Annotated in this window: 19 protein-coding genes and 1 pseudogene; 14 read left to right on the top strand and 6 right to left on the bottom strand. The window is 35.9% G+C overall.

Annotated elements, in window-relative coordinates:
• Positions 1-147 precede the first annotated feature (147 nt).
• The 7 genes and pseudogenes from RHO14_07185 (at position 148) to RHO14_07215 (ending at position 7,220) form a co-directional block, all read left to right on the top strand.
• Positions 148-2,682, top strand: coding sequence for a hemagglutinin repeat-containing protein (locus RHO14_07185; protein WVD72499.1), 2,535 nt, complete (start codon positions 148-150; stop codon positions 2,680-2,682).
• 2 nt (positions 2,683-2,684) lie between these two features.
• Positions 2,685-3,152 carry a hypothetical protein gene (locus RHO14_07190; GenBank protein ID WVD70139.1) on the top strand — a complete coding sequence of 156 codons (468 nt, stop codon included), beginning with the start codon at positions 2,685-2,687 and terminating at the stop codon, positions 3,150-3,152.
• 236 nt (positions 3,153-3,388) lie between these two features.
• Positions 3,389-4,045 carry a hypothetical protein gene (locus RHO14_07195; GenBank protein ID WVD70140.1) on the top strand — a complete coding sequence of 219 codons (657 nt, stop codon included), beginning with the start codon at positions 3,389-3,391 and terminating at the stop codon, positions 4,043-4,045.
• A gap of 446 nt (positions 4,046-4,491) precedes the next feature.
• Positions 4,492-4,824 (top strand): hypothetical protein, encoded by a 333-nt coding sequence (locus RHO14_07200; protein WVD70141.1) that lies wholly within the window; start codon positions 4,492-4,494, stop codon positions 4,822-4,824.
• A gap of 238 nt (positions 4,825-5,062) precedes the next feature.
• The gene (locus RHO14_07205) at positions 5,063-5,338 is read left to right on the top strand and encodes a MafI family immunity protein (GenBank protein ID WVD70142.1); all 276 of its coding nucleotides are present in this window, start codon (positions 5,063-5,065) and stop codon (positions 5,336-5,338) included.
• 316 nt (positions 5,339-5,654) lie between these two features.
• The gene (locus RHO14_07210) at positions 5,655-6,743 is read left to right on the top strand and encodes a lactate oxidase (GenBank protein ID WVD70143.1); all 1,089 of its coding nucleotides are present in this window, start codon (positions 5,655-5,657) and stop codon (positions 6,741-6,743) included.
• A 167-nt stretch (positions 6,744-6,910) separates the two neighbouring features.
• Positions 6,911-7,220 (top strand): annotated as a pseudogene (locus RHO14_07215) (IS481 family transposase).
• A gap of 75 nt (positions 7,221-7,295) precedes the next feature.
• On the opposite strand, the gene RHO14_07220 reads toward RHO14_07215, so the two are convergent.
• Positions 7,296-9,320: an acyltransferase family protein gene (locus tag RHO14_07220; GenBank protein WVD70144.1), complete on the bottom strand. Its 2,025-nt coding sequence runs from the start codon at positions 9,318-9,320 to the stop codon at positions 7,296-7,298.
• A gap of 153 nt (positions 9,321-9,473) precedes the next feature.
• Here RHO14_07220 and RHO14_07225 point away from each other — a divergent pair, with 153 nt between their 5' ends.
• On the top strand, positions 9,474-9,638 hold the full coding sequence (locus RHO14_07225; protein WVD70145.1) for a DUF6506 family protein: 165 nt from the start codon (positions 9,474-9,476) through the stop codon (positions 9,636-9,638).
• A gap of 988 nt (positions 9,639-10,626) precedes the next feature.
• Here RHO14_07225 and RHO14_07230 read toward each other — a convergent pair.
• A complete protein-coding gene (locus RHO14_07230; GenBank protein ID WVD70146.1) occupies positions 10,627-11,175 on the bottom strand; it encodes an HPP family protein in 549 nt (182 codons plus the stop codon).
• A 198-nt stretch (positions 11,176-11,373) separates the two neighbouring features.
• Between RHO14_07230 and RHO14_07235 the strand changes: the two genes are divergently transcribed.
• The 3 genes from RHO14_07235 to ygjG all read left to right on the top strand — a co-directional run bounded on the left by RHO14_07235 (position 11,374) and on the right by ygjG (position 15,469).
• Entirely contained in the window at positions 11,374-11,946 is a 573-nt protein-coding gene (locus tag RHO14_07235) for a TetR/AcrR family transcriptional regulator (GenBank protein ID WVD70147.1), read from the top strand.
• 688 nt (positions 11,947-12,634) lie between these two features.
• Entirely contained in the window at positions 12,635-13,960 is a 1,326-nt protein-coding gene (locus RHO14_07240; protein WVD70148.1) for an APC family permease, read from the top strand.
• Positions 13,961-14,107: 147 nt separating this feature from the next.
• On the top strand, positions 14,108-15,469 hold the full coding sequence (gene ygjG, locus RHO14_07245) for a putrescine aminotransferase (GenBank protein WVD70149.1): 1,362 nt from the start codon (positions 14,108-14,110) through the stop codon (positions 15,467-15,469).
• Between the two features lie 282 nt (positions 15,470-15,751).
• Here ygjG and RHO14_07250 read toward each other — a convergent pair whose 3' ends face one another.
• Both RHO14_07250 and RHO14_07255 read right to left on the bottom strand, forming a co-directional pair.
• A complete protein-coding gene (locus RHO14_07250) occupies positions 15,752-17,287 on the bottom strand; it encodes a PTS transporter subunit EIIC (GenBank protein ID WVD70150.1) in 1,536 nt (511 codons plus the stop codon).
• Positions 17,288-17,338: 51 nt separating this feature from the next.
• Positions 17,339-18,664, bottom strand: coding sequence for a 6-phospho-alpha-glucosidase (locus RHO14_07255; GenBank protein WVD70151.1), 1,326 nt, complete (start codon positions 18,662-18,664; stop codon positions 17,339-17,341).
• Positions 18,665-18,854: 190 nt separating this feature from the next.
• Here RHO14_07255 and RHO14_07260 point away from each other — a divergent pair, with 190 nt between their 5' ends.
• Positions 18,855-19,562 carry a GntR family transcriptional regulator gene (locus RHO14_07260; GenBank protein WVD70152.1) on the top strand — a complete coding sequence of 236 codons (708 nt, stop codon included), beginning with the start codon at positions 18,855-18,857 and terminating at the stop codon, positions 19,560-19,562.
• Positions 19,563-19,581: 19 nt separating this feature from the next.
• On the opposite strand, the gene RHO14_07265 is transcribed toward RHO14_07260, so the two are convergent.
• Both RHO14_07265 and RHO14_07270 read right to left on the bottom strand, forming a co-directional pair.
• Entirely contained in the window at positions 19,582-20,259 is a 678-nt protein-coding gene (locus tag RHO14_07265; GenBank protein ID WVD70153.1) for a GntR family transcriptional regulator, read from the bottom strand.
• 238 nt (positions 20,260-20,497) lie between these two features.
• Entirely contained in the window at positions 20,498-21,133 is a 636-nt protein-coding gene (locus tag RHO14_07270; GenBank protein ID WVD70154.1) for an NAD(P)-dependent oxidoreductase, read from the bottom strand.
• Between the two features lie 114 nt (positions 21,134-21,247).
• Between RHO14_07270 and RHO14_07275 the strand changes: the two genes are divergently transcribed.
• Positions 21,248-21,583 carry a helix-turn-helix domain-containing protein gene (locus RHO14_07275; GenBank protein WVD70155.1) on the top strand — a complete coding sequence of 112 codons (336 nt, stop codon included), beginning with the start codon at positions 21,248-21,250 and terminating at the stop codon, positions 21,581-21,583.
• A 154-nt stretch (positions 21,584-21,737) separates the two neighbouring features.
• On the top strand, positions 21,738-22,718 hold the full coding sequence (gene treR / locus RHO14_07280) for a trehalose operon repressor TreR (GenBank protein ID WVD70156.1): 981 nt from the start codon (positions 21,738-21,740) through the stop codon (positions 22,716-22,718).
• Positions 22,719-22,791: the final 73 nt, after the last annotated feature.

A 22,791-nucleotide genomic window follows, 5' to 3' on the forward strand; every position in this document is an offset into this window, starting at 1 on the left:
CCTACGATTAATCTACTTTTTTGCGAGGATAAAAAGTAATAAACCTGGACTAATCAGCCAACTCAGTTTTTTGATTGAAAAGGCTAGTTAACAGCGTGAAAGTTAGCAAAAACGTCTTAATAAACTATTACCATTAATTTTCGTGATATTGAAAATTACTCCTCACCAACGGCTGACAATATCACCATTAAAGCGGCCGTTGATACTCAGGGTAACGGCGGTGATATTACGGTGAAAGGCAGTGAAGTTAGAGCCGATCAAGATATTAGCCTTGAAGCAAGCCATGATGTTAACGTCATTGGCGCCGTTAACACCCAGCACAGCGATAAAGATGAAAAAAGCTACGGCGGTGGCGTGGGGATCAGCTTTACGGTCGGTGGCGACCAAAGTGGGCTACGCTTTACCGGTAATGCCAACTTTAGCCGTGAGCGTGAAAATGCCGATGGCAGCGCGTGGAGTGAAGGGATTGTTGAAGCCGGTAAAAACCTGACGGTTAAAACGGGTCATGATACCACCTTAGTTGGGGCGCAGTTAAAAGGTGACAGCGTTAAGATGGACGTGGGTAATAACCTCAATATTGCGTCCCTGCAAGATACTGATAACTACGATTATGATAAGTTATCTGCCTCGGTTAGTGGTTCGGGAGGTCTTGGGGGATATAGCTTTGATTTATCATTATCTAAAACTGAGATGAATAGCAATTGGGCAAGCGTCACCGACCAGTCGGGTATTTTTGCTGGCAAAAATGGCTTTGATGTGACGGTTGGTAATAATACTGACCTTAAAGGGGCGGTAATTGCCTCAACGGCTGAGGATAAATCAAACAATAAACTCGATACTGGCACCATTAGTTTTGAAAATATTGAAAACAAAGCGGACTTTAAAGTAGATAGTAGTAGTGCGAGCATTGGCACAAGTGGTGCTGGTTTACCCAGCTCCTATCATAATGACGGTAGCGCTTCAAGCACTACTAAGTCTGCTGTTGAAGACGGCACGTTAATTGTGCGTAATCAAGATGAACAAAAGCAAAATGTTGATGATTTAAGCCGAGATACTGACAATGCCAATAATCCATTAGGTCAAATTTTTGATAAACAAAAAGAACAAGATAAAATTACTCAAAGTGAGCTTGTTAAGGATATCGGTAATCAGGCAATTAAAGTCGTTCAAAATATAGACCGATTAGGTGCACAAGCAGCGGCGAATAAAGTTCTTGAAGATAGCGATGAGAAAGACCGAATCAAAGGTATTTTATCCAGTGAGGATAAGGACAAAGTTATCACGGATAACGATATTTATGAGTATGTGTATAATGGTTATATGAATGGTGATAGTAGCTACTCAGCAATGGGCAGTAACGTTCGTCAAGGAATTGATGCAGCGACGTCAATTATCAGTGGTTTAATTACGGGCGATATGGTGGGAGGACTTGCTGGTGCAAGTGGTCCTTACTTAGCGACTTTAATCAAAGAAAACACCTATAAAACCAAAGATGGCAAGGTTGTATTAGATAAAGATGGCAAGCCTGAAGTCGATTTAGTTTCAAACACGATAGCTCATGCTATTTTGGGTGGTGTGATTGCAGAGCTTCAAGGAAATAGTGGGCTTTCGGGTGCACTAGGGGCTGGACTCGGTGAGCGTGCAGCAGGTATAATTAAAGATAGCTTATATCCAGATAAGGACATGAACCATCTTTCAGTTGAAGAAAAAGAGACAATCAATGCGCTAGCGGGTCTTATTGCAGGACTTGCAACTGCAGCAAGTGGCGGCGGTGTTTCTGATGTTAATACTGCCGTTGGTGGTAGTAAGAATGCGGTTGAGAATAACTCTGAGTCTCCTATATTTGGGTTTGGTGAAGTAATCGGCTTCCCTTCACAAACAAGTGAAAACTATAGCTCAACACTTCACGCATCTGCAGCTGGTTATTTAACGCAAGAAGAAACGATCCAGCTTTTTGATGACATAAACAATGGTAAGTTTATGTATGATCCTTTAAGAGAGGATCTCAAAAGATTACCAGAAGATATCGCAATATTTACAACTCCTTATGGTGATGTTATCGCTTTTAAAGATGCTGAAACTTGGGGGGATTATGCTATCGCGGTTGCTGGAACAATACCAGTGGTTGGTAAAGCTACCAAATTTATTAAAATTGGTGGAAAAGTTGTTAAGGTAGAAACTAAAGCAGCTCTAACTTTGGTTAAAGACGCTGAGGTTGCTTATAGTTCGGGAAATATTTCTCAAGCTAATAAGCTAATGGACCAAGCGGCTAGCCAGTCAACACAAGTTAAAGTTCTTGATGTTAGTTCTTATCGAGAATTAAAAAAAGGTTCTGTTGTAGGGGATGGGCTAGAGCATGATCATATTCCATCATTTGCTGCTCTGAAAACAAATAAGGAAAAGGAATTAGGTCGTAAGTTATCTGAAGCAGAAAAAAAACAACTTTACAATGAAGCGACGGCAGTTGAAGTTCCTAAAGATGTACATCAAGCAGGACCAACATATGGTGGTAAAAATACAAAAGAGCAAATTCAGAAAGATGCAGTAGATCTTTGCGGTGCGGTCTGTAGAGATACTGACGCATTACGTCAAAATATGATTCAAAAAGGTTATGAGCCTAAAGAAGTAGAAGACGCAATAAATAAAATCAAAGATCGTAATAAAGAAATGGGGGTTTATTGATAATGATTGAATGGACAGAATTAGTTAATGCTTTAGGTAAATCAGAAAACTCGATACCTTTTTTAAAGGTAAAAAAGGTAATTGGGGAGAAACCTAAAATATCGGAAGATCCTATTGAGTACAATGATCCTGAAACAAGTAAATATTACAAATTTATTCTCAATGGTATTGAGTTTACAATAATTGATAATAACGTAAAGCAGATACATTTATACTTAACCAAAAATCAAGATGGTTATAATCAATATTGTGGTGAGTTACCTTCTGGAATAGAACTATCAACCAGTAGTATAAGTGTAATTGACTTATTAGGTCAGCCAACTCTAAACGGAGGCGGAAAAGATGATAAATTATTAGGCTATATAAATAAATGGATTGCATACTATGTAGATGATAGTTATTCATTACGATTCGAATTTAGTCCAGATGATAAACTCTCTGCCGTAACATTGACCACCTTACCAATCTAATTTCCTAGTTCTGCTATCTACCTTGCAGAACTGGATTAATTATTTACCAATTATGCGATCTACTTCACAATTTCGACAATCAACTTGCCTTTTTTAACGGTGATAGTGATGGGTTTAACCTCAATATTGCGTCCCTGCAAGATACTGACAACTATGATTATGATAAAATCACCGCTTCGGTCAATGGTTCATTTGGTACGGGTTTTAGTGGTAACTTAGCGTTATCACAAACCAAAATGGACAGTAATTGGGCCAGTGTCACCGACCAGTCGGGTATTTTTGCTGGCAAAAATGGCTTTGATGTGACCGTTGGCAATAATACCGACCTTAAAGGGGCGGTCATTGCTTCAACGGCTGAGGATAAATCGAAAAACAAACTCGATACAGGCACCATTAGTTTTGAAAATATTGAAAACAAAGCCGACTTTAATGTCGACCATGTGTCAATCAGTGTTGGTGTTGGAAGCGGCAATAGCTATCAACCATCAGCAGGTATGCCATCGGTTTACCATAATGATGGCAAAGCCTCAAGCACCACTAAATCGGCGGTTGAAGACGGCACATTAATTGTGCGTGATCAAGACGAGCAGCAACAAAATATTGATGAGTTAAGCCGTAATACTGAAAACGCCAATAATCCATTAGAACAAATCTTTGATAAACAAAAAGAACAAGACCGCATGGATGCCATCGATTTAGTTCGGGACATTGTTGTACAAGGTAAAAACTTAGGGCAAAAATACAGTAAAATAGAGGCGCAGCTTGAACTGAAAGCGCAAGGTGGCGTAAGTAACGAACAAAAAGATGCTGCTATCGCAGCCTTAGGTAAGAATGCCAGCGACAAAGAAAAACTATACCATCAATCAACTGGTGCAGAAAAATGGCATTGGTAGTATGGGCGATGGCTTTAGTAAAGGGCTTGATGCGGCCAGTGCCATTGTTATCGGCATTATTAGCGGTGATATTACAGGTGAGAAAAAATATTAGGTGCTGATGGTAAAATATATAATGAAGTTAAGTTAAGTGATGGCTCAAATTCATTACAACATTTAAATTATGAATCAGCACCTTATCACGGTACTACAAATAACTCAGTTAAAAATAAAGCACCTGAATACGGTCAAGATACACTCGATTTATCTTTACAAAGAAAAGATACATCTACTCGCCGTATAGGGATCGATTATAAAAAAAATGAATTTGTAATCTTTGATAACACTATAAATAATACTTATCATGGTCATGTCCGATCATGGAGTGAATTAACTCAGGAAATTAAAAATACTTTAATAAAACGTGGTGTTACTGAAAATGAAGGTCGAGTTATAACGAGGTAATTATGGAATTTAATAATCCAGAGCCAAAAACAAAAGAAGAATTAGAATTGAATTTTGCTTCTAATGATGTGGATCTAATAGCTGAAAGCCTTGTATCACTTTCATTATATGAAAAAGATTGGTACTGGGCTCAAAATATTTGTCTATATTTTTTGGATAGTGATAATCCAATTATTAGTGGGTTGGCTGCGACTAGTTTAGGTCATATTGCAAGAATTCACCATAATTTAGATAAACAAAAAGTATTATTGGCTTTAGAGCAGAAGGTTAATGATCCTGCGATTAGAGGACGGGTTCAAGATGCTTTAGATGATATAGAAATTTATTCACAATAGAGTGTTATACGATCCTCGCCTAATACGCGATAGTATGCTTAAAGTGGAACTGATTGTTTGTATACTAAAGCCGAAAATCAACAAGATACGTCTCATATGAAATTTGAGGTGAGATTCGCAAAAGAGTTATTTTCGAGCCTGCGAATGGCTAAGCAATAACCGTATTTCCTAATAATGGTGTTATTTATAAAAATATGAAACAATAAAATAAACTAAGAATTTAATTAGGATGAACGTTATGTTAGTTAATGATCGTATAAAACAATTAGGGAATTCAATAAAAGATAGATTAGAACCTGAGCTTGTCGATTATGCTTTAGATTATATTAATCATTCAGAAAATATTTTAGCATTTGAAACATTATGTGATCATATTGCAGATTTTGATGTGAAACTTAATGATGTTGAATATCAAAAAGTGCTTAAGATCGTTGAATTATTGGGTTTGGACTTAAATAATCGTTACTTATATATAAAGCCGATAAATCAATTAGTTTATAATACTAAAACTTAATTTTTTTTAGTTCTACGATTTGAATCAGCAGAACGAACTTAATTATCTTATGATCATGCGATCTCCCTCACAATTTCCACAATCAACTTATTTTTTTTGACGATACAAATAGCGACTTTTAAAGTAATAAATCTAAACTAATCCGCTCGGTCAATTCTGTTTGATTTTTTTGCCTATCGATATTATTGTAGGTTATCGTTTTTTGTCTGTTTATACTTGGAGGCTATGAAGTAATAGCCCCCCATTTTTATATTTCTAGTTCATTTATACGTTAGCATAAAATGGTCTATTTTATTAGCAAAAAGGGGAAATTGTAATGACATATAAAACTAGTAATGATGAATGTCCAATAGAGATTGTAAATATTGCTTCTCTTGAAGAATTAGTAAAAGCAAGAATGGAGGTTGGCGCTTTTGGTTATATTCGTGGTGGCGCAGAGGATGAACTAACAATGCGAGAAAATACATTATCGTTTAATCGCAAAAAAATAGTTCCTCGTGTATTACAAGGAATTGATAGCGCCAACTTAGCGACAAGATTATGGGGTATTGAATTAAATACACCTATCATACAATCTCCCTCTGCTGCACATGGCCTCGCTCATGTAAAAGGTGAAATCGATACAGCGAAAGGGGTTGCAGCAGCAGGTTCTATTTTTTCGATCAGTACTTATGCTAACACATCAATTGAAGATGCCGCTGCCGCCGCGCCTAACGCGCCTTATTTTTTCCAACTTTATATGAGTAAAGATGATAATTTTAATCGTTTCATTATTGATAAAGCGGTAAAAGCAGGCGCAAAGGCTATTATTTTGACCGTAGATTCAACATTGGGTGGATATAGAGAAGAAGATATCATAAATCATTTTCAATTTCCGCTACCAATGCAAAACCTCAATGCCTACAACAACTCAGGTGATGGTAAAGGAAAAGGTATTAGCGAAATCTATGCAGCGGCAAAACAAGGAATTGTTCCAACGGATATAGAAAAAATCAAAGTATTATCGAAATTACCGGTGATAGTAAAGGGGATTCAATCACCAGAAGATGCAGCGATCGCAATAGCTGCTGGGGCAGACGGTATTTGGGTATCAAATCATGGTGGGCGGCAGTTAGATGGTGGGCCTGCTTCTTTTGAGGTTTTACCTTTGATTGCTGATATTGTTGCAAAGCGAGTACCTATTATATTTGATAGTGGTATTCGTCGCGGAGAGCATGTATTTAAAGCTCTTGCTAGTGGCGCTGATTTAGTCGGTATCGGTCGCCCGGTTATTTATGGCTTAAACTTAGGTGGCGCTGATGGCGTTAAATGCGTATTTGAACACCTAAATAAAGAGCTATCTATTACAATGCAATTGGCGGGCACTAAAACTATTGAAGCGATTAAAAACACTAAATTACTTTAGAATCAAATAAAAATATAAACTAGTGGGGATCTTTCATTTTATTTTATCTATACAGAATGATCCTCACCAAAAAAGTGGATAGATGCCGCCTCTATAATATAACTGAAAATCAGAGTGAAAAAGCGGTAATTACTAATATGCCTTGCCCAGAAGCAAGTTCCTGGTAAGTCGATGTGAAGTTTCTATTTTTCAAAAATTCACAAGGTGAGCGTATTAAACGTTTCCAATATACCGCCATAGATGATCGACTCGCATAAGAGCGCTCAAAATCTATGAGCGACACAATCAACTTAATGCCATTGATTTTATTAACTATATGATTGAGAAGTTTCCTTTTAGGATTAAAACAATTCAAACCGATAAACAAGAATTCTATCAGTTAATTGATACATTGATGATGTCGATTTGCATCAATAACTAACCGAATGGGAGGCATTTGATAATTTTCATCGCCCCCATTCAGCTCATTTTGGATAAACACCTTATGAGATGTTAAAACAGAAGTTAAATTTTCAAACTAACGATGTCAACCTAGGTTCTGAGTGACACAGTTTATTTTACTACATCTAGCTCATTCGCTTCTTTTGCAATTTTCTCCCAAAATGCTTTTTGTTTAGGTAACACCTCCTGCGACCATTGGCGAGTCACGTATTCGTTTAAGTGATTATTATCTTTGCTATATGCCAGGAGGCCATTATATATAGGCCAATTTTCTTTAGATATTTTACTTAAACTATCAAGAGGTGACATATAAATAACATTAGTATCAACTAAAGACTTACGAACAAATTCATTTGAGACCTTTTCAGTCCCTAATAAAAAATGATCGCTCTTAAATGGTACGCCATTTAGATAAGAGTTATAATACCTATTATATTCATCCATGTTTAGCATGGGAACTTGAGATAAAAAAACAACCTTTCTATTATTACCGCCTAAAAATGAAAGATAATTTTTTAATGGTGTATCTAGTAAAAATTTTAAATTTTGATTGTGAAATATATTTTCTTGCCTTGTTGTAAACATTATTATGTTAGAATTTTTTATTGCACTATCGAGTATTTTTAAAAATTGATTACATTTCTCTGTAAATTCTTTTGACGACACTTTATCTCTTTCTTCTGGTATCAAAGCGCAAATATGCCTATCATTAGTCATTATTTGTATTGAAAAGCCATATTTCTTCCCGGCCTCATCCAAATATGGTGCATAGTGAGCAGCATTAGAATCACCTATTAGCAATACTTTAGGTTCTTTTTTTAAATCACCAAATATACAATTACCAATAATATTATTATGACAAAAATTACTTTCAGGGTTTAAAAATTGCTTCTGCAAATTATACAGTGCCATTCTCTTCTCATACCTAAAATCTAAAAACTCAGTTTTCTTTTGAATTTCATAAATACCTAAAATAATTAAGCTTGGAATGAGGTAATAGGCAATGAATGAAAAGGTAAAGCTTTTATTTTTCTTCCTTGCTGGTGTTTCAATAAAATAATAAGTTAAAAGAGATAGGATGATAGTCGTTAATGCAACAATAAAATATTGTTTTATTGATGTGAATTGCTCAACAAATAAATATTTACGGGCAAGCACAATAACAGGCCAGTGCCATAGGTAAAGCGAATAAGATATTTTACCAATAAAAACTAAAGGTTTTAACGAAAGTCCTTTAGCAACTATAGTTTTTGGGTGAAAAAAATATAAAATAAGCCCAGTACCAACTGTTGGGATGACAGCCCAAAAACTTGGAAATAAGTTCTTCCCTGAAATATAGATAATAGAAAGCACAACCGCTATTAAACCTAAAATAGTTAATAAATTATAACAATTCTGCATGATTTTATTACTATTATCGCAAGGAGCTTTTGCTAATAACTCTTTATTTCTATGTAAAGATAAAATCCCGATAATAGATCCTATTAATAATTCACCAGCTCGACCAGTAAATAGAGAATAATAATTATATTTTGTTAAAAACACTGATTTAGATGAGAGTTGAGCAAGAACAAAAGATGCTAACGCAATTAATATTAAACAAATTAAAATAGCTTTTGCATTTAACTTTATTAAGTTAAATTTAGATTGATATCTAATACCAATTAAAAGCAATAAAATAAAAGGGAATAGAATATAAAATTGTTCTTCAACCGCTAAACTCCATGTATGAAGAATTGGCATTATCTCGGCTGATTGATCCCAATACCCCCCTGTATTTTGAGCGAAAAACATATTTTCCCAAAAATAGGTCGTTGATTTTAAACTTTTAAGAAAAAGCATAAATTCATCAGGCAATAATAAATACCAAGCAACTACAGTAGTACAAAACATAACAACAAAAAAGACAGGTAAAATTCGGTTAATACGGCGCTGGTAAAAAACCTTAAAACTAAATTGATTATTTTGGATATCACTATAAATAATCTTAGTGATTAAATAACCTGATATAACGAAGAAGATATCTACCCCAATAAAGCCACCATGCAGCCAACTATTGTTAAGGTGAAAAATAATGACTGCAAGTACTGCGATAGCACGAAGTCCGTCAATATCTGAACGATATTTTAAATGCATAATATATTTAAGATTGAAAAAATTGAGGACTAATTTTACCGTAATAAATAAATAAATAAATAAATAAATAAATAATTTTAAGTCGGAAGCGAAGCTTTATACAAAAGAAACTTTGAAAAAATCATGGGATAATTTTATAAGAGGAGTTTCAATATGTCTGATATTTTTAAAGCTGCCTTTATTTTTGTTGCGCCGGCTGCTGATTCTAAAAAGCACATGTCTAGGGTAAAGACAGACAAGTTTCACGTTAAAATGCTCGCAGTGCATGATTATCATCAAGGCTGTATGATAATTGATGATTTATATCCCGAAGGTTGATATGTGCAGGATTCGGTCATTTGAGGGTTGCTAGTATAGTGAAGTCTATCGACGGGCGAATGCATATTGGTGTTGTACTTTTTGAACGTCATCCTTGCTCAGATAACCTCATCATTGATACACTGTTCATGTCATTTTCTAAATCTTAAATATCCCACCATATTTGCTATGCCGCAGATACCGACCTCAACCCGATTTGCCGCCTTGGCTAGCTCATTGTTGGGAGTGTAGCTTCAATAAAAACGACATTTTACCAGAAATTTTCCCAGGGACGGGCGCTGAGATTCTTTTTAATTTGGGAGATAATTTTTCGATAACAAGCATATCTCAGTATGGCTTATCTTAGAATTTTTTAGTTAATCAAGGTGCTGCGATATTACTTAGTCCACGCTACAGCCGTCTGATTTTTTCCACTTGTAAACAAGGCCATATATTAAGTCTACGACTACGCTCTGCTGCTTGGTTCGAAATTTTTAATATACCGTTAGATCTTTTCTGTGATCAGGTGTTACATCTCGATGAATTGGGTATTTTTCCTACGAAAGCAGAAATAATTCTTAAAAAAGGAACCCCCAGTCTAAGCCATTGGATACGACAAGAGCTTACTCACCGATCTCGTCGCAATCTCAATTTTTTGCAGCCGATAGAAAAACTTTATCGTGGTATTCCATATAGTGAATTTAGACAGTTACTAGACATAAATACACGTACACTTCAGAGACTGTTAGGTTGCTATCTTGAGGTTGATACCTGTAATTTTCAACGCTCACCAACTAACTTACTAATCCAGCAGCAAATCATTATTAACTATCACAATCACGAAATAGACACATTATGACACAAACCAGATAAAGAGGAGTATCAACTACCGTTACATCTTAATTTTTACGCAAGTGTCGTAAAGTCAACTCTGTCAAATTATTTGCAATTTACTCTAACTTCAATTGTTTAACATCAATAGATGTTGTTAGGAATAATATTGGCATCTTTATCTCTCCTTTGTGTTTATCGTTTTGTTTTTAATCACAGGGCGTCCTAACCAATAGCAAGGCCAGATCGATCTACTACCGATATTATTAACAACTAATGCAATGAGTACCAAAACCACCGCACCACTAAGTACAGGTGTTAATAGGAATGTATAATCATGGATTCCAGACAGGAATATTAAGATCGGATTTGCTCCAGCAGGTGCATGAACCACTCGGAGTATTTGCATCAATGCAACAGATACTCCAACAGCCAATGCGATGAATATCATTCCATCACCGAATAAATTAATGAATAAAAGTCCCACTAAAGCAGAAATAAAATGGCCACCAATCACGCTTCTCGGTTGTGATAGCGGGGCGTTGGGCACAGCAAACAATAAAACGCATGTTGCTCCAAATGGTGCCATAATTGATGGCGTTCCTCCCCAGTAAGTCACTATAAGCAACATTAAAATGCCCAATGTACCGCCCAAAAAGCCACGTATCACCGAGATAACATCAGGTCTAGGTTGTATCACGCCTCCGCCTTTCATCTTTTTTAACATTTTCTATCCTTGCTTAATAAATTTAACCTAAACCGTGTAAATAAATTATTTATGTAAACGATATTGCGAACATAAATTACATTAAAAGATATTGAAGATCAAATCATGTGCATAATTATCTATAATAGGGTTGTTGTGATAAAGTAAGAATATTAGGTTGAAATAAGTAACAATAATAAAAGAAGTGAGAGTTGATATATGAAACTAAAGCCTGAAATTATTGATACCATACTAGATTCCGCAGAATTATTATTCAACGAGCAAGGATACTGCCCCGTTAGTTTAGAGTTAGTTGCTGAAAAAGCAGGCGTTTCGAAAAGAACGCTGTATAAATACTTTGGCGATAAAAATGGGCTTGTGAGTAAAGTATTACTTAGGCGAGATATCTTTTTTCAAGAATCGCTTACTGATGTGATTGCAGTATTCACTGAGAAAAAAGATAAAATCAATGCCATCATGTCATGGCATATTCGCTGGTTTCACGATGAAAATTATCGAGGCTGCATGTTTGTTCGTGCTCAGGCAGAATATAGAAATAAAAGCGAGGAAATTTGCGCTATCGTAAGAATGCATAAACAGTGGATTCAACGTTCGATTCACCATTGTTTGGGTGGAACTTCATCATGTGAAGCGGCAGCTAGTTTAATTATGCAAATATTGGAAGGTATGATTGCATACACTGCAATTTTTGGTGTTGAAGGAAGGTGTTTTACGAATGAAAAAATGTATATATATGATATTATAGATAAAATTGACATTAAAAATTCTTAAATACTTTCAAAACTAAAAGTAAACCACATTAAAAACTCCCGTCTTTAAATCGGACGTAACCTGCCATCATCCCGATGATATCCTTTTAGCTGCGGCCGCTATTTTTATATTAAAAACATATGCTACGATAGATTTTGAACGAAAACGAAGCTAATTAATACACAGTTAAATCGATGCAATCGATTTAGTTCGGGATCTTGTTTTACAAGAATAAAACGTAGGGCACAAGTGCCGTAAGATAGAGCCTTTGCTTGTACTAAAAGCCTAAGGCTGCGTAAGTAACGGACAAAAAGATTAAAATTGATATTTTCCCGTTCTGCTATCTATCTCCTTGAGCTAACCTATTATTTATCAACTATGCGATCTACTTCGCAAGCTCAACAATTAACGTATTCTTTATCGGTATAAATAACGGCTTTTAGGCGTTAAAGAGAGCCACACTAAATAATCATTAAACATGTGTGCTAACCGTGCATAAGCTGCCCGTTAATCATGCATTATTGATGCAAAAACATATTATTAATTACTTAGAAAAGTAAAAATATTTTACATTAATTAAGTAGGGTTTAATTTTAAATTAATAAAAAACATGTCGTTATAGATATTAATTATCGTGCTCGTGCAAATAATCACCGGTTGGCATAATAATTGCTTTATTAATAATGAGCTTACTTTTTGGGGATTAAAAATGGCCAATAGTTTAGCATCTAAAAAAAAGTTAGGATTATGGCAAGTGGTGATAGTTGGCATTGCATATATGACGCCGATGACGGTATTTGATACCTTTGGCATTGTATCGGGGATCACTAAAGGGCGGGTTCCGCTTGCTTATCTTCTTGCTTTAGCATCAATATTACTCACAGCGATGAGTTATAGTAAAATGGCTAGCGCTTTCCCTAAAGGCGGATCTGCTTATACTTATACTCGAAAAGTCTTTGGTCATAATATTGGGTTTATAGTTGGGTGGACGTCATTACTTGATTATCTGCTTTTACCAATGATAAATGCGCTACTCGCTGGTATTTACTTAAGATCGCTTTTTCCACAGTTGCCCGATTGGCTATGGATCACTTTATTTACGGCAATAGTTACCGTGATTAATTGCTGTAATATCCGCCTAATGGCGAATCTTAATTTTTTATTTGTCGGTGTGCCAGTTTTACTGATGGTTATATTTATCATATTGGTTATTCATGGGGTTAGCTATCAATCTGGTGGCTATGCACTATTGACAATAAACCCTTTGCTAAACGGTGATAGTAGCATTACACCACTTATTGCAGGCGCTGCTGTTTTATGTTTTTCTTTTTTGGGATTTGATGCGGTAACCACCTTATCTGATGAAACAAACGGCTCACACCACATTATTCCCAAGGCTGTTTTTATCACCGCGCTGATTGGTGGGGCAATTTTCTTTATTGCATCGTGGTTTATTCAGCTCTGGTATCCAACTAACGATGCGTTTAATAATCCGACTGAAGCGATGCCTGAAATTGTACTCTATGTTGGTGGGGCTTTGTTTCAATCAATTTTTTTAGTCGCGATCTTATTTAATACCCTCGCATCTGGTTTAGCTTCGCACGCCAGTGCAGCGCGCCTTTTATATATTATGGGGCGAGGGGGCGTGTTTCCATTTGCATTATTTAGCTATATCCATCCACGCCTTGGTAGCCCATTATATTGTGTACTCTTTGTTGGCATTTTTACTATGAGCGCGGTTTTTTTTCGGTTAGATACAGCGGTTTCTTTGATTAGCTTTGGTGCATTAATCGCGTTTACCTCAGTAAACGTTTCAGTGATTGCGCTATACGCGGTAAAAAAACGCAAAATGAATACAATCAAAGACAAAATACATTATCTAGTCCTTCCTATATTAGGGATATTATGTGTGGGCACGATGTGTATAAATTTAGATATAGATGCCATAACACTTGGAATTTCATGGGCTATTATTGGTTGTGCTTGGATGATTTGGTATAGAGCAAGGGGCCCAGAACACGCGCTTTTATCATAATCAAGTCATAATCGCGTTAAAATTTTATTGTATTTAACCCTATTTTATGATTACTTGTATGTGTTACCTTTACCGCGTATTTCAGTTGACATAATAATTGTCTTTCATTAATCGTTTCATATGAAACACTAATTTTAGGAGTCTATTTTGTCTAGATATATTAACGAATCCGATCCAAAAATCGTTGCTGAGCAGGCATTAGAATGGGTCATGAAAGAAACACTATCTGCAGATGATATTACGACACTAAGCAGCGAAACACTCGATGCCTTTTATCATCATGTTAATCCCGGTTTTCTTGAATATCGAAAATCAGTAACATCAGGTGGAAGCTACGCTGCAATTGAATGGCGAGCAAACGGCCCAAATACATTGCTCGATATCCACGGTAATGAGTATCTTGATTGCCTTGGTGGATATGGCATTTTTAGTGTAGGTCATCGTAATCCAGTGGTGCTTGCCGCAGTTGAAATGCAGTTAAAAAAGCAGCCACTGCATAGCCAAGAATTACTTGATCCTTTACGGGCATTATTAGCCAAAGTGCTCGCTAAAATTACACCTGGGGATTTAAAGTACAGTTTTTTTGGCAACAGTGGCACTGAATCAATTGAAGCTGCGCTAAAATTAGCTAAAGCCTACCAATCACCTCATGGCAAATTCAGTTTTATTGCAACGCATGGCGCATTTCATGGTAAATCATTAGGATCGCTTTCGGCAACCGCTAAGCCTGCTTTTCGTGAGCCTTTTATGCCATTATTACCCGGTTTTCACCATGTCGAATTTGGTGATATTGCGGCCATGAAGCAACAAGTTAAACAGTGCCAGCAAAATGGTGAAGGAATTGCCGCAATTATTCTCGAGCCAATTCAAGGTGAGGGCGGAGTGATTATCCCTCCTGATAATTACTTGCCTGAAGTTAGAGCGCTTTGTGATGATATTGGTGCATTACTCATTCTTGATGAAGTGCAAACCGGAATGGGCAGAACAGGTAAAATGTTTGCCTGTGAACACTATCACGTTCAACCCGATATTTTGTGCCTCGCCAAAGCACTAGGTGGCGGCGTTATGCCAATTAGTGCAACGGTTGCCACTGAAAAAGTATTTAGTGTGCTATTTGATAATCCATTTATTCATACCACAACATTTGGGGGTAACCCATTAGCTTGCGCGGCGGCCTTAGCAACAATCCATGTTTTATTATCTGAAAAATTACCTGAAAAAGCCGCTATAAACGGAACTTTTTTATTAAATGGCTTAAAAAAAATATCAGCAAAATACCCCAATTTAATTGTGGCAGTGCGTGGCATGGGCTTATTACAAGCGATTGAATTTAATAAAAATGAAACAGGCTATGCCTTTGCCAGTGAAATGTTTCGAGAAAAAATTTTAGTGGCAGGTACATTAAATAATGCAAAATCAGTGCGAATAGAGCCCCCCCTAACTATTACAAAACAGCAGTGCGAACATGTATTATCCGTCGTTGAAAAAGTATTAGCTAAGTTAGCATAATGCCGTAAGTGCGGGAAAAGGCAGCTCACCGTAATAAATGCGCTAACTAAAAATCCCCATATCCATTTGCCGAATATTTGGCAAATTATTGCGTTTATATTAATGGTTTGGTACTTATCTTTTGTTTATTTTAAAAATTATTAGTTTTATTCTTTGATTGAAAAGGCTACTTAACAGGGCGAAAGTTTACAAAAAATGGTTTAATTATTCTTAGAGCGTATTTGAAACCTAACGATAAAATTTAAGATACCTTTCATACTATTTATCGTTAGGTTTTAGCTTTTATAAAATATCTCGAACTAGGCTTGCTAATTTTTCTACCTTAGGGCCGTAAATAACTTGAATATGTGTATCACTACTATCAACAAACCCCAACGCGCCCGTGGCTTTAAGTAACGCTCGGTCAACTTTGGTTTTATCGATAATATCAACGCGTAGGCGTGTTAAGCAGTTATTTACAACGTCAATATTATTACGTCCACCTAAGCCGCTGATAATTAACGACTCTATCGACTCTTCAATATTATCGATATTATTGGCTTTACCGGTATTTTGGGGAGTAAGCTCCTCATCGCTGGTATCGATCGAGATATGTTTTTTAGTCAGATACCATTTAAAAACAAAATAATAACTCGGTGCATAAATTAATCCAACAATCACCACCATATACCATTTTGAGTCTTTTACTAAGACGCCATATAATATAAAGTCAATAAGCCCACCACCCGTATTACCAATGCCAACACCTAATAAACTCATCAGTACAAATGACAGTCCAGCCATAACAGCATGGAACACAAATAGTAGCGGGGCAATGAATAAGAAGGCAAACTCAATGGGCTCAGTTATTCCAGTCACAAAAGCGGCCGCGGCGCCTGCAATCATCAGTGCTTTTACTTTAGTCTTTTTATTACTCGGCGTGGTTTTATAAATCGCATAAGCGGCGGCGGGTAAACCAAACATCATAAATGGCATTTTGCCTTGGCCTAAAAACTGAGTAAAGGGCTTTAACTGCGAAATATCGACTTTACCAAAATAGGCCATGAAAATATTTAATGTACCATCAATACCGCCAAATGATCCACCCACTACAGTTGTTCTAAATAATTGGTTAATAATGTGGTGAAGCCCGGTTGGGATTAGTATTCTTTCAAGGAAGCCAAATAAAAACACGCCGATATAGCCAGCATGGCTAATTATCGTACCAATCGCTTCAATCGCCATTGAAATAGGGCCCCAAATAAAAGGCAGTAATTGACCTAAAATAGCTGACCAGATGATCACAACAATTGCCACAAAACGTTTACCACCAAAAAAAGCAATCGCAATTGGGAATTGTATTTTATAATATTTGTTATGCAAAAATGCCGTTAATACCCCAGCAATCATTCCTGCAACAGCGCCCATTTGTAAAGTATCGTTAATGCCTAATACTGACGTTAACATTCTTTCATTGGTATCAGCAAGGCCGGTTTTTATCATTAATGAAGCACTAAAAAGCATCATATAATAACCAATAAAGCCTGCTAATGCAGCGATCTCTTTCTCTTTTTTGGCAAGTCCAAATGCAACCGAAATGGCAAATAAAATCGGAATAAGTTCAAAGGCTTTTCCTGAGATTGAGCGGATCGTAGTTAAGATATAAAAGATAATTGGATTTTTTAAAAAAGGCAGTAAATCTTGAATGTCCGCCCTAAGAAGTGCCGCTGATATCCCAAGTAATAAGCCAGTTAAAGCCAGTATTGCAATGGGAAGTAATAAACTTCTGCCAAAATCAGAAAAAAAGTCCATCAATTGTTTTTTTGTTATGATTTTCATTAAATTGCCTCCAAAAAATGCAGAGAGCGAGCGCTCTCTGCATTAGATTGATTACTTAAGTTCAGGCCAGTAAAGTTTGTTTGCTTCAATGAGTTCATCTAAAATGACTCTTGCAATTTTGGCATCATTTACCGTACGATTTAGGGTTAATGACTGTAAGGCTTTTTGATATGAGCCTTCGAAGTAAGCATCGATCGCGAGTTTTTCTGAGGCAAGTTGATTTTCAAGTAGCCCTTTATAAAAGGTAGGAATATTGCCTACTCGCATTGGGCTAGGGCCATTAGCACCAAGTTCAGCAACCACTTCAACCATACCATCATCAGGTAGATTATTTATCGCGCCATAATTTTCAATGATGACGATAAAACGGTTATTTAAGTTAAAGGCAATTGACATTGCGACATCAATCATAAATTCAGCGTGCGCATCTTCATGAATATTAACTAAATCTTTAGTTGTTCCGGCCTCAATAACTTGCTGACATTCAGCAAACACGCGCTTTTCACGGCTTGCCATCACTTCATTTGCGCGGGTAAAGTTTGGATTGAGGCTTTTTGCCTTATAACTTGGATATAAATAATATTGGTCATAAGTATTGGGTAAATAATCAGGAAAATCGGCCATCAATTGCTGCACCATGCCGTAGGTTTCTAACCAAGATTTGTCTCTTTGTTCGGCATCTTGGGGCAAAAAGCCTCGCTCTTTCACTAATTCCCGTATTTTTGGTAGCAAATCTTCACCAGTATTTTTATCATACATGTTGGTAAACCAGCCATAGTGGTTAAGCCCAAAGTAGACAGGTTGTAGATCCTTAAAATTACAACCAAGCAGTCGACTACAGGAACGCACCACATTTTCCGGTTGGTCACAAATATTTAATATTTTTTTATCAGTAGGGAATTCACGTCTTAACGCCTCAGCAACGATCGCTGCTGGATTTGAATAGTTTAATACCCAAGCATTAGGTGCATAGTGACGAATATCATAAATGGCTTTAATCATCTCTTTGGTTGATCGTAAACCGTAAGCAATGCCGCCAGGCCCACAGGTTTCTTGCCCAATAATGCCATGTTTTAGTGGGATTTTTTCATCTTTTTCACGCATTTCATAGCCGCCAACGCGCATTTGCATAAAAACAAAATCCATGTCGGTATAAGCCTGAGCGATATCGGTGGTGTAAATTAGTTCGGCTGTTGGATAGAGCTCTTTAAAGAGAATTTTGCCATATTCACCAATTGGCTTTTGCCTGTTGGCATCAATATCAAATAAAACTAATTTGGCTAATGGAAATTCATTTTTCATACGGCAAAATGATTTTAAAAAACCGGGTGTGAAGGTACTTCCGCCACCGATAATAACAATATTATATTTTTTCATAGTTTTTCCCTATAGTTAATCTGCCGCTTTACTATAAAGATTAATAATGAGGATTATTTTTTGTTTCTATTTTGAATGTGATATTTATCACAAAACCTTAAAAACTAATTGATATCAAATAGTAAAAAAAATCGATATGTGTAAAATTAAATTCATTTAAATTCAAATATTTAATTAAATAGAAAGTTGTATGAAACCTGTATATAAAAAAATTGAGATGGAATTAAGAAGCCGAATTAATAGTGATTTTTATCCGGTATTAAGTTGGTTACCCAGCGAGCGGCAACTTGCTACTGAGTTTACGGTTGCGATATCAACCATAAGGCGAGCACTTTATTGCCTTGTTAAAGAAAAAATTATTATTGCGGTGCAGGGCAAAGGTTATCAGCTAATAAAAAAAACCAATTATAAAAATCAGCCCTTAACTGGATTTTACCGTGTAATGGAGCAAAGTGAGCACAAAAATACGATTAATAAAGTGATCAAATTTTCGACCAAACATGCCAATAAAAAATTAGCTAAAATACTAAAAATAGCCGATGAAGATTTAGTCTATGATATCGAGCGATTAAGGATCTTAAATCAATTACCTTTTCTACTTGAGTATAGCTATTTGCCGGTTAATTTATTTCCGGCACTAACGGTTATGCATATGGAAAACTCTAAATTTAAATTTATCCAAAATGAAGGGGGGATTAGCATTTATGATGGCTATCGTGTTTTTACGCCTCACTTGGCAGATGAATATCAAGCTGAGTTATTGCAAGTTGCAATCAATCATCCATTATTAAAATTAACCACTACGATTTTTACATTTGAAGGTTTACCCATTGAGATCTCGGAACAATTAATTGTTACTGAGCGTTATAATAGTCAACATTACTTTAAAGCAAGGTAGCTTTAAAATGGCGTGATACTTATATTTGGTGGTTAAAACTGATCTTTATTTGAGTAGGATCGTAGCTAACGATTGTGAAATACATTAATGAATTATCTAACTTTTTAGCCGTGATAAAGGCTTGTTGGATTGGTTGTTCAGCTACGCAATTTAGTATTTTATCTAATGCAAGTCCGGCTTTGGCGGGCTTAAATATTGCTTGATAAATAATAGGATCGCTAAGTTGCTCATTGAGTAGAAGAATAGCGCAGTGGCTGAGTTCTTCAATCGATAACAACGGAAATTTATTAAATGGGATGTACTGATCAATTATAATCTTCGTTTGACCCGCTAAGCTTAGTGTTTTTTTTAGTAAAAACAGTTTTTCGCCATTTTGACACTGTAATAATTGGCTCAAATTAAGGGTAGCGGTTAATAGCTCAAAGTGTAGAATTTTATATTCATCAACGTTGGGCGAGATTTCAATAAAGCTAAGATTATCGGTAATATCTGGTGAGGGTTGCTTTATTAAAAAATAGCCTTTTCCCTTTTGTGAACGAATAATGCCATCATTTTTTAATATGGTTAAAGCCTTGCGAATGGTTGCTCTAGAAACATTAAATTCGTCAGATAATTGCAGCTCAGATGGTAATCGAGTACCTATATTATAGTGATAAATGAGTTTTTTTATCGCCAAGTAGATTAAGTCAAATTTCATGATTGATTTTTAGCCTAATAATAGAATTGGGAATTAGATTTATCGATCCATATTATTATTTTACTATTAATTAAAAATAGCTCAAATAGGCATTTAAATCGCCATGATGAATCTTGATATATTCTATTATTTTAAAGTATTTGCTTGGCGTTAAGTCATGGATCAGTTAATTTATTTACGTGTCGGTAAGTAAAGCCATACTCGTTCGATATGGCTTTAATGATAAATAGTACTTTAATTATTGATCTATGGCAGTAAACCTTACTTTATTATGTTTTGCCATTTCAACTTCATCAACCATTGCAATTGCATAATCTGCGTAGCTAATTTTACTTTCACCTTTACTATTAGTAAAAAATTCTTCATTACCTAGCTGATAGCTACCGGTGCGTTTACCATCAGCAATAAACTCGGCAGCAGGGCTAAAATATGCCCAGTTAACATCGGTTACTGTGCGTAAAAAATCCAGTCCTTTTGCCATATTTGATGCCAGTGGTTTATAAGCATCAGGAAAATTAGGTGTATCAATTAAACGCGTTGTATGGCTTTTATCGGTATATAAACTTCCCGCACCCCCTACAATTAATAGTCTATTTGCTTTACCTTTAAGTAACGCAGTTAAATGTTGTAACGAGGTAACATGTTTAGGTAGATCTTCTTCACGCCATACGGCAAAACAATCAATGATCGCATCAAAATTTTTGATATCATCGTAAGTTAATGCAAAGAGATCTTTTTCAATAACCGGTAAATTGCGTTCCTGTAACTTTTTTGCATCCCGTACAATTGCCGTTACTTCATGGCCACGGGCAAGAGCTTCTTCCACAATTAGATGACCTGATTTACCATTTGCGCCTATCACTGCAATTTTCATTTTTAACTCCTCTTTATGAACAATGCTTTTTATAAAATAGATGTTATAATTATCGGTGTTAATTGTAAAGTAAGCACCCTAAAGTGTTATAGTAACCAAAAAGAAACCATATATATGAATGAAAATGTAATTAAAACACTACCTAAGTGTCCTGTTGAAATCACCTTAATGCTGATGGGCGATAAGTGGAAAACCCTAATTATTCGTGATTTATTAAAGGAAACTAAACGTTTTGGTGAGTTAAAAAAATCGCTAACGGGTATATCGCAAAAAGTATTAACCCAGCACTTAAGATCAATGGAAGAGAGCGGCTTAGTTAATCGAAAAGTCTATGCGCAAATTCCACCCAAAGTAGAGTATTCGTTAACTGAAATAGGCAAAAGCTTGTCAGTTGTGCATGATGCGATGTATAAATGGGGTGATGAGTATAAAAAAATGCAGCCAAGCTAATGCTTTGCTTGATAAGATATAATAATCTTAGTGACGTTGTAACTAATTAAACCATCACCGAGTATATAAATATCGTCAATTTGATAAAACTATATTACTATTAGCGCTAATAAAAATAGCTAATGTTGTCTATCAATAAATAACGTTAATCATTATGAATAAAAATTCGCCTCGTTTGACCATTAAAGATATCGCAAAATTAAGTGGCGTAGGAAAGTCGACGGTTTCTCGGGTTATTAATGGCGATATTCATGTTAAACAAGCGACCCGAGAACTGGTTGAACAAGTTATTTTACAGCAACAATTTGTGCCATCTAAATCAGCTAGAGCGATGCGTGGTTATAGCAATAAAGCGATTGGCATTATTGTTTCAAGGCTCGACTCAACCTCTGAAAACCAAGCTATTAGTGCAATATTACCGCTATTTTATCAACGTGGTTTTGATCCCATCATTGTTGAAAGTCAATTTGATCGTAAAAAAGTGATTGAACATTTAAACATGTTTGCTCAGCGGCAAATTGATGGCTTAATTATTTTTGCCTTTACGGGCTTAGAGCCTGATTTACTTAGTGAGTGGCAAAACAAAGCGGTAGTAATTGCGCGGCCATTTATTGACTATCACTCTATTTGTTATGACGATCATGGCGCTGTTATGCAGTTGATGGGGCATTTTCATCATAAATTGAAACACACAAATATTGCTTATATTGGCATTAAAGAGCAAGATCATACAACAGGGCAGTTACGTTATCAGGCCTATCAAGACTTTTGCCAGCAACATCAATTAGCGCCTTACGCAAGACTTGGCGAAATGAACTACCACACCGGCTACCAATTTGCCAGTGAACTAATCAAATCTAATCGACATGGGTTTACCGCCATTATTTGTGCAACAGATCTGCTCGCGTTAGGGGTGAATAAATATTTGCAAGAAAACAACATTACCGATATCACTGTCGGCAGTATAGGGCAAAGTAAATTACTGCATTTTTTGTTTCCAAATACGATCTCAGTCCATCTTGGTTTTAATGAAGCCGGCATTTTAGCGGCGCAAACATTACTGATGTTATTAAAAAAACCATTCAAACCAACACAAACTATCGTGCCATCAACACTATCGATTGATTCAATTTAGCTTAGAGCGTTATTATTTTATGACATATTTGTGACTATTGTCACAAATTGGGAACGTTCCCAATTGACGAGTA

It is taken from the genome of Orbaceae bacterium lpD04 (assembly GCA_036251935.1).
Taxonomy (GTDB): Bacteria; Pseudomonadota; Gammaproteobacteria; order Enterobacterales; family Orbaceae; genus Orbus; species Orbus wheelerorum.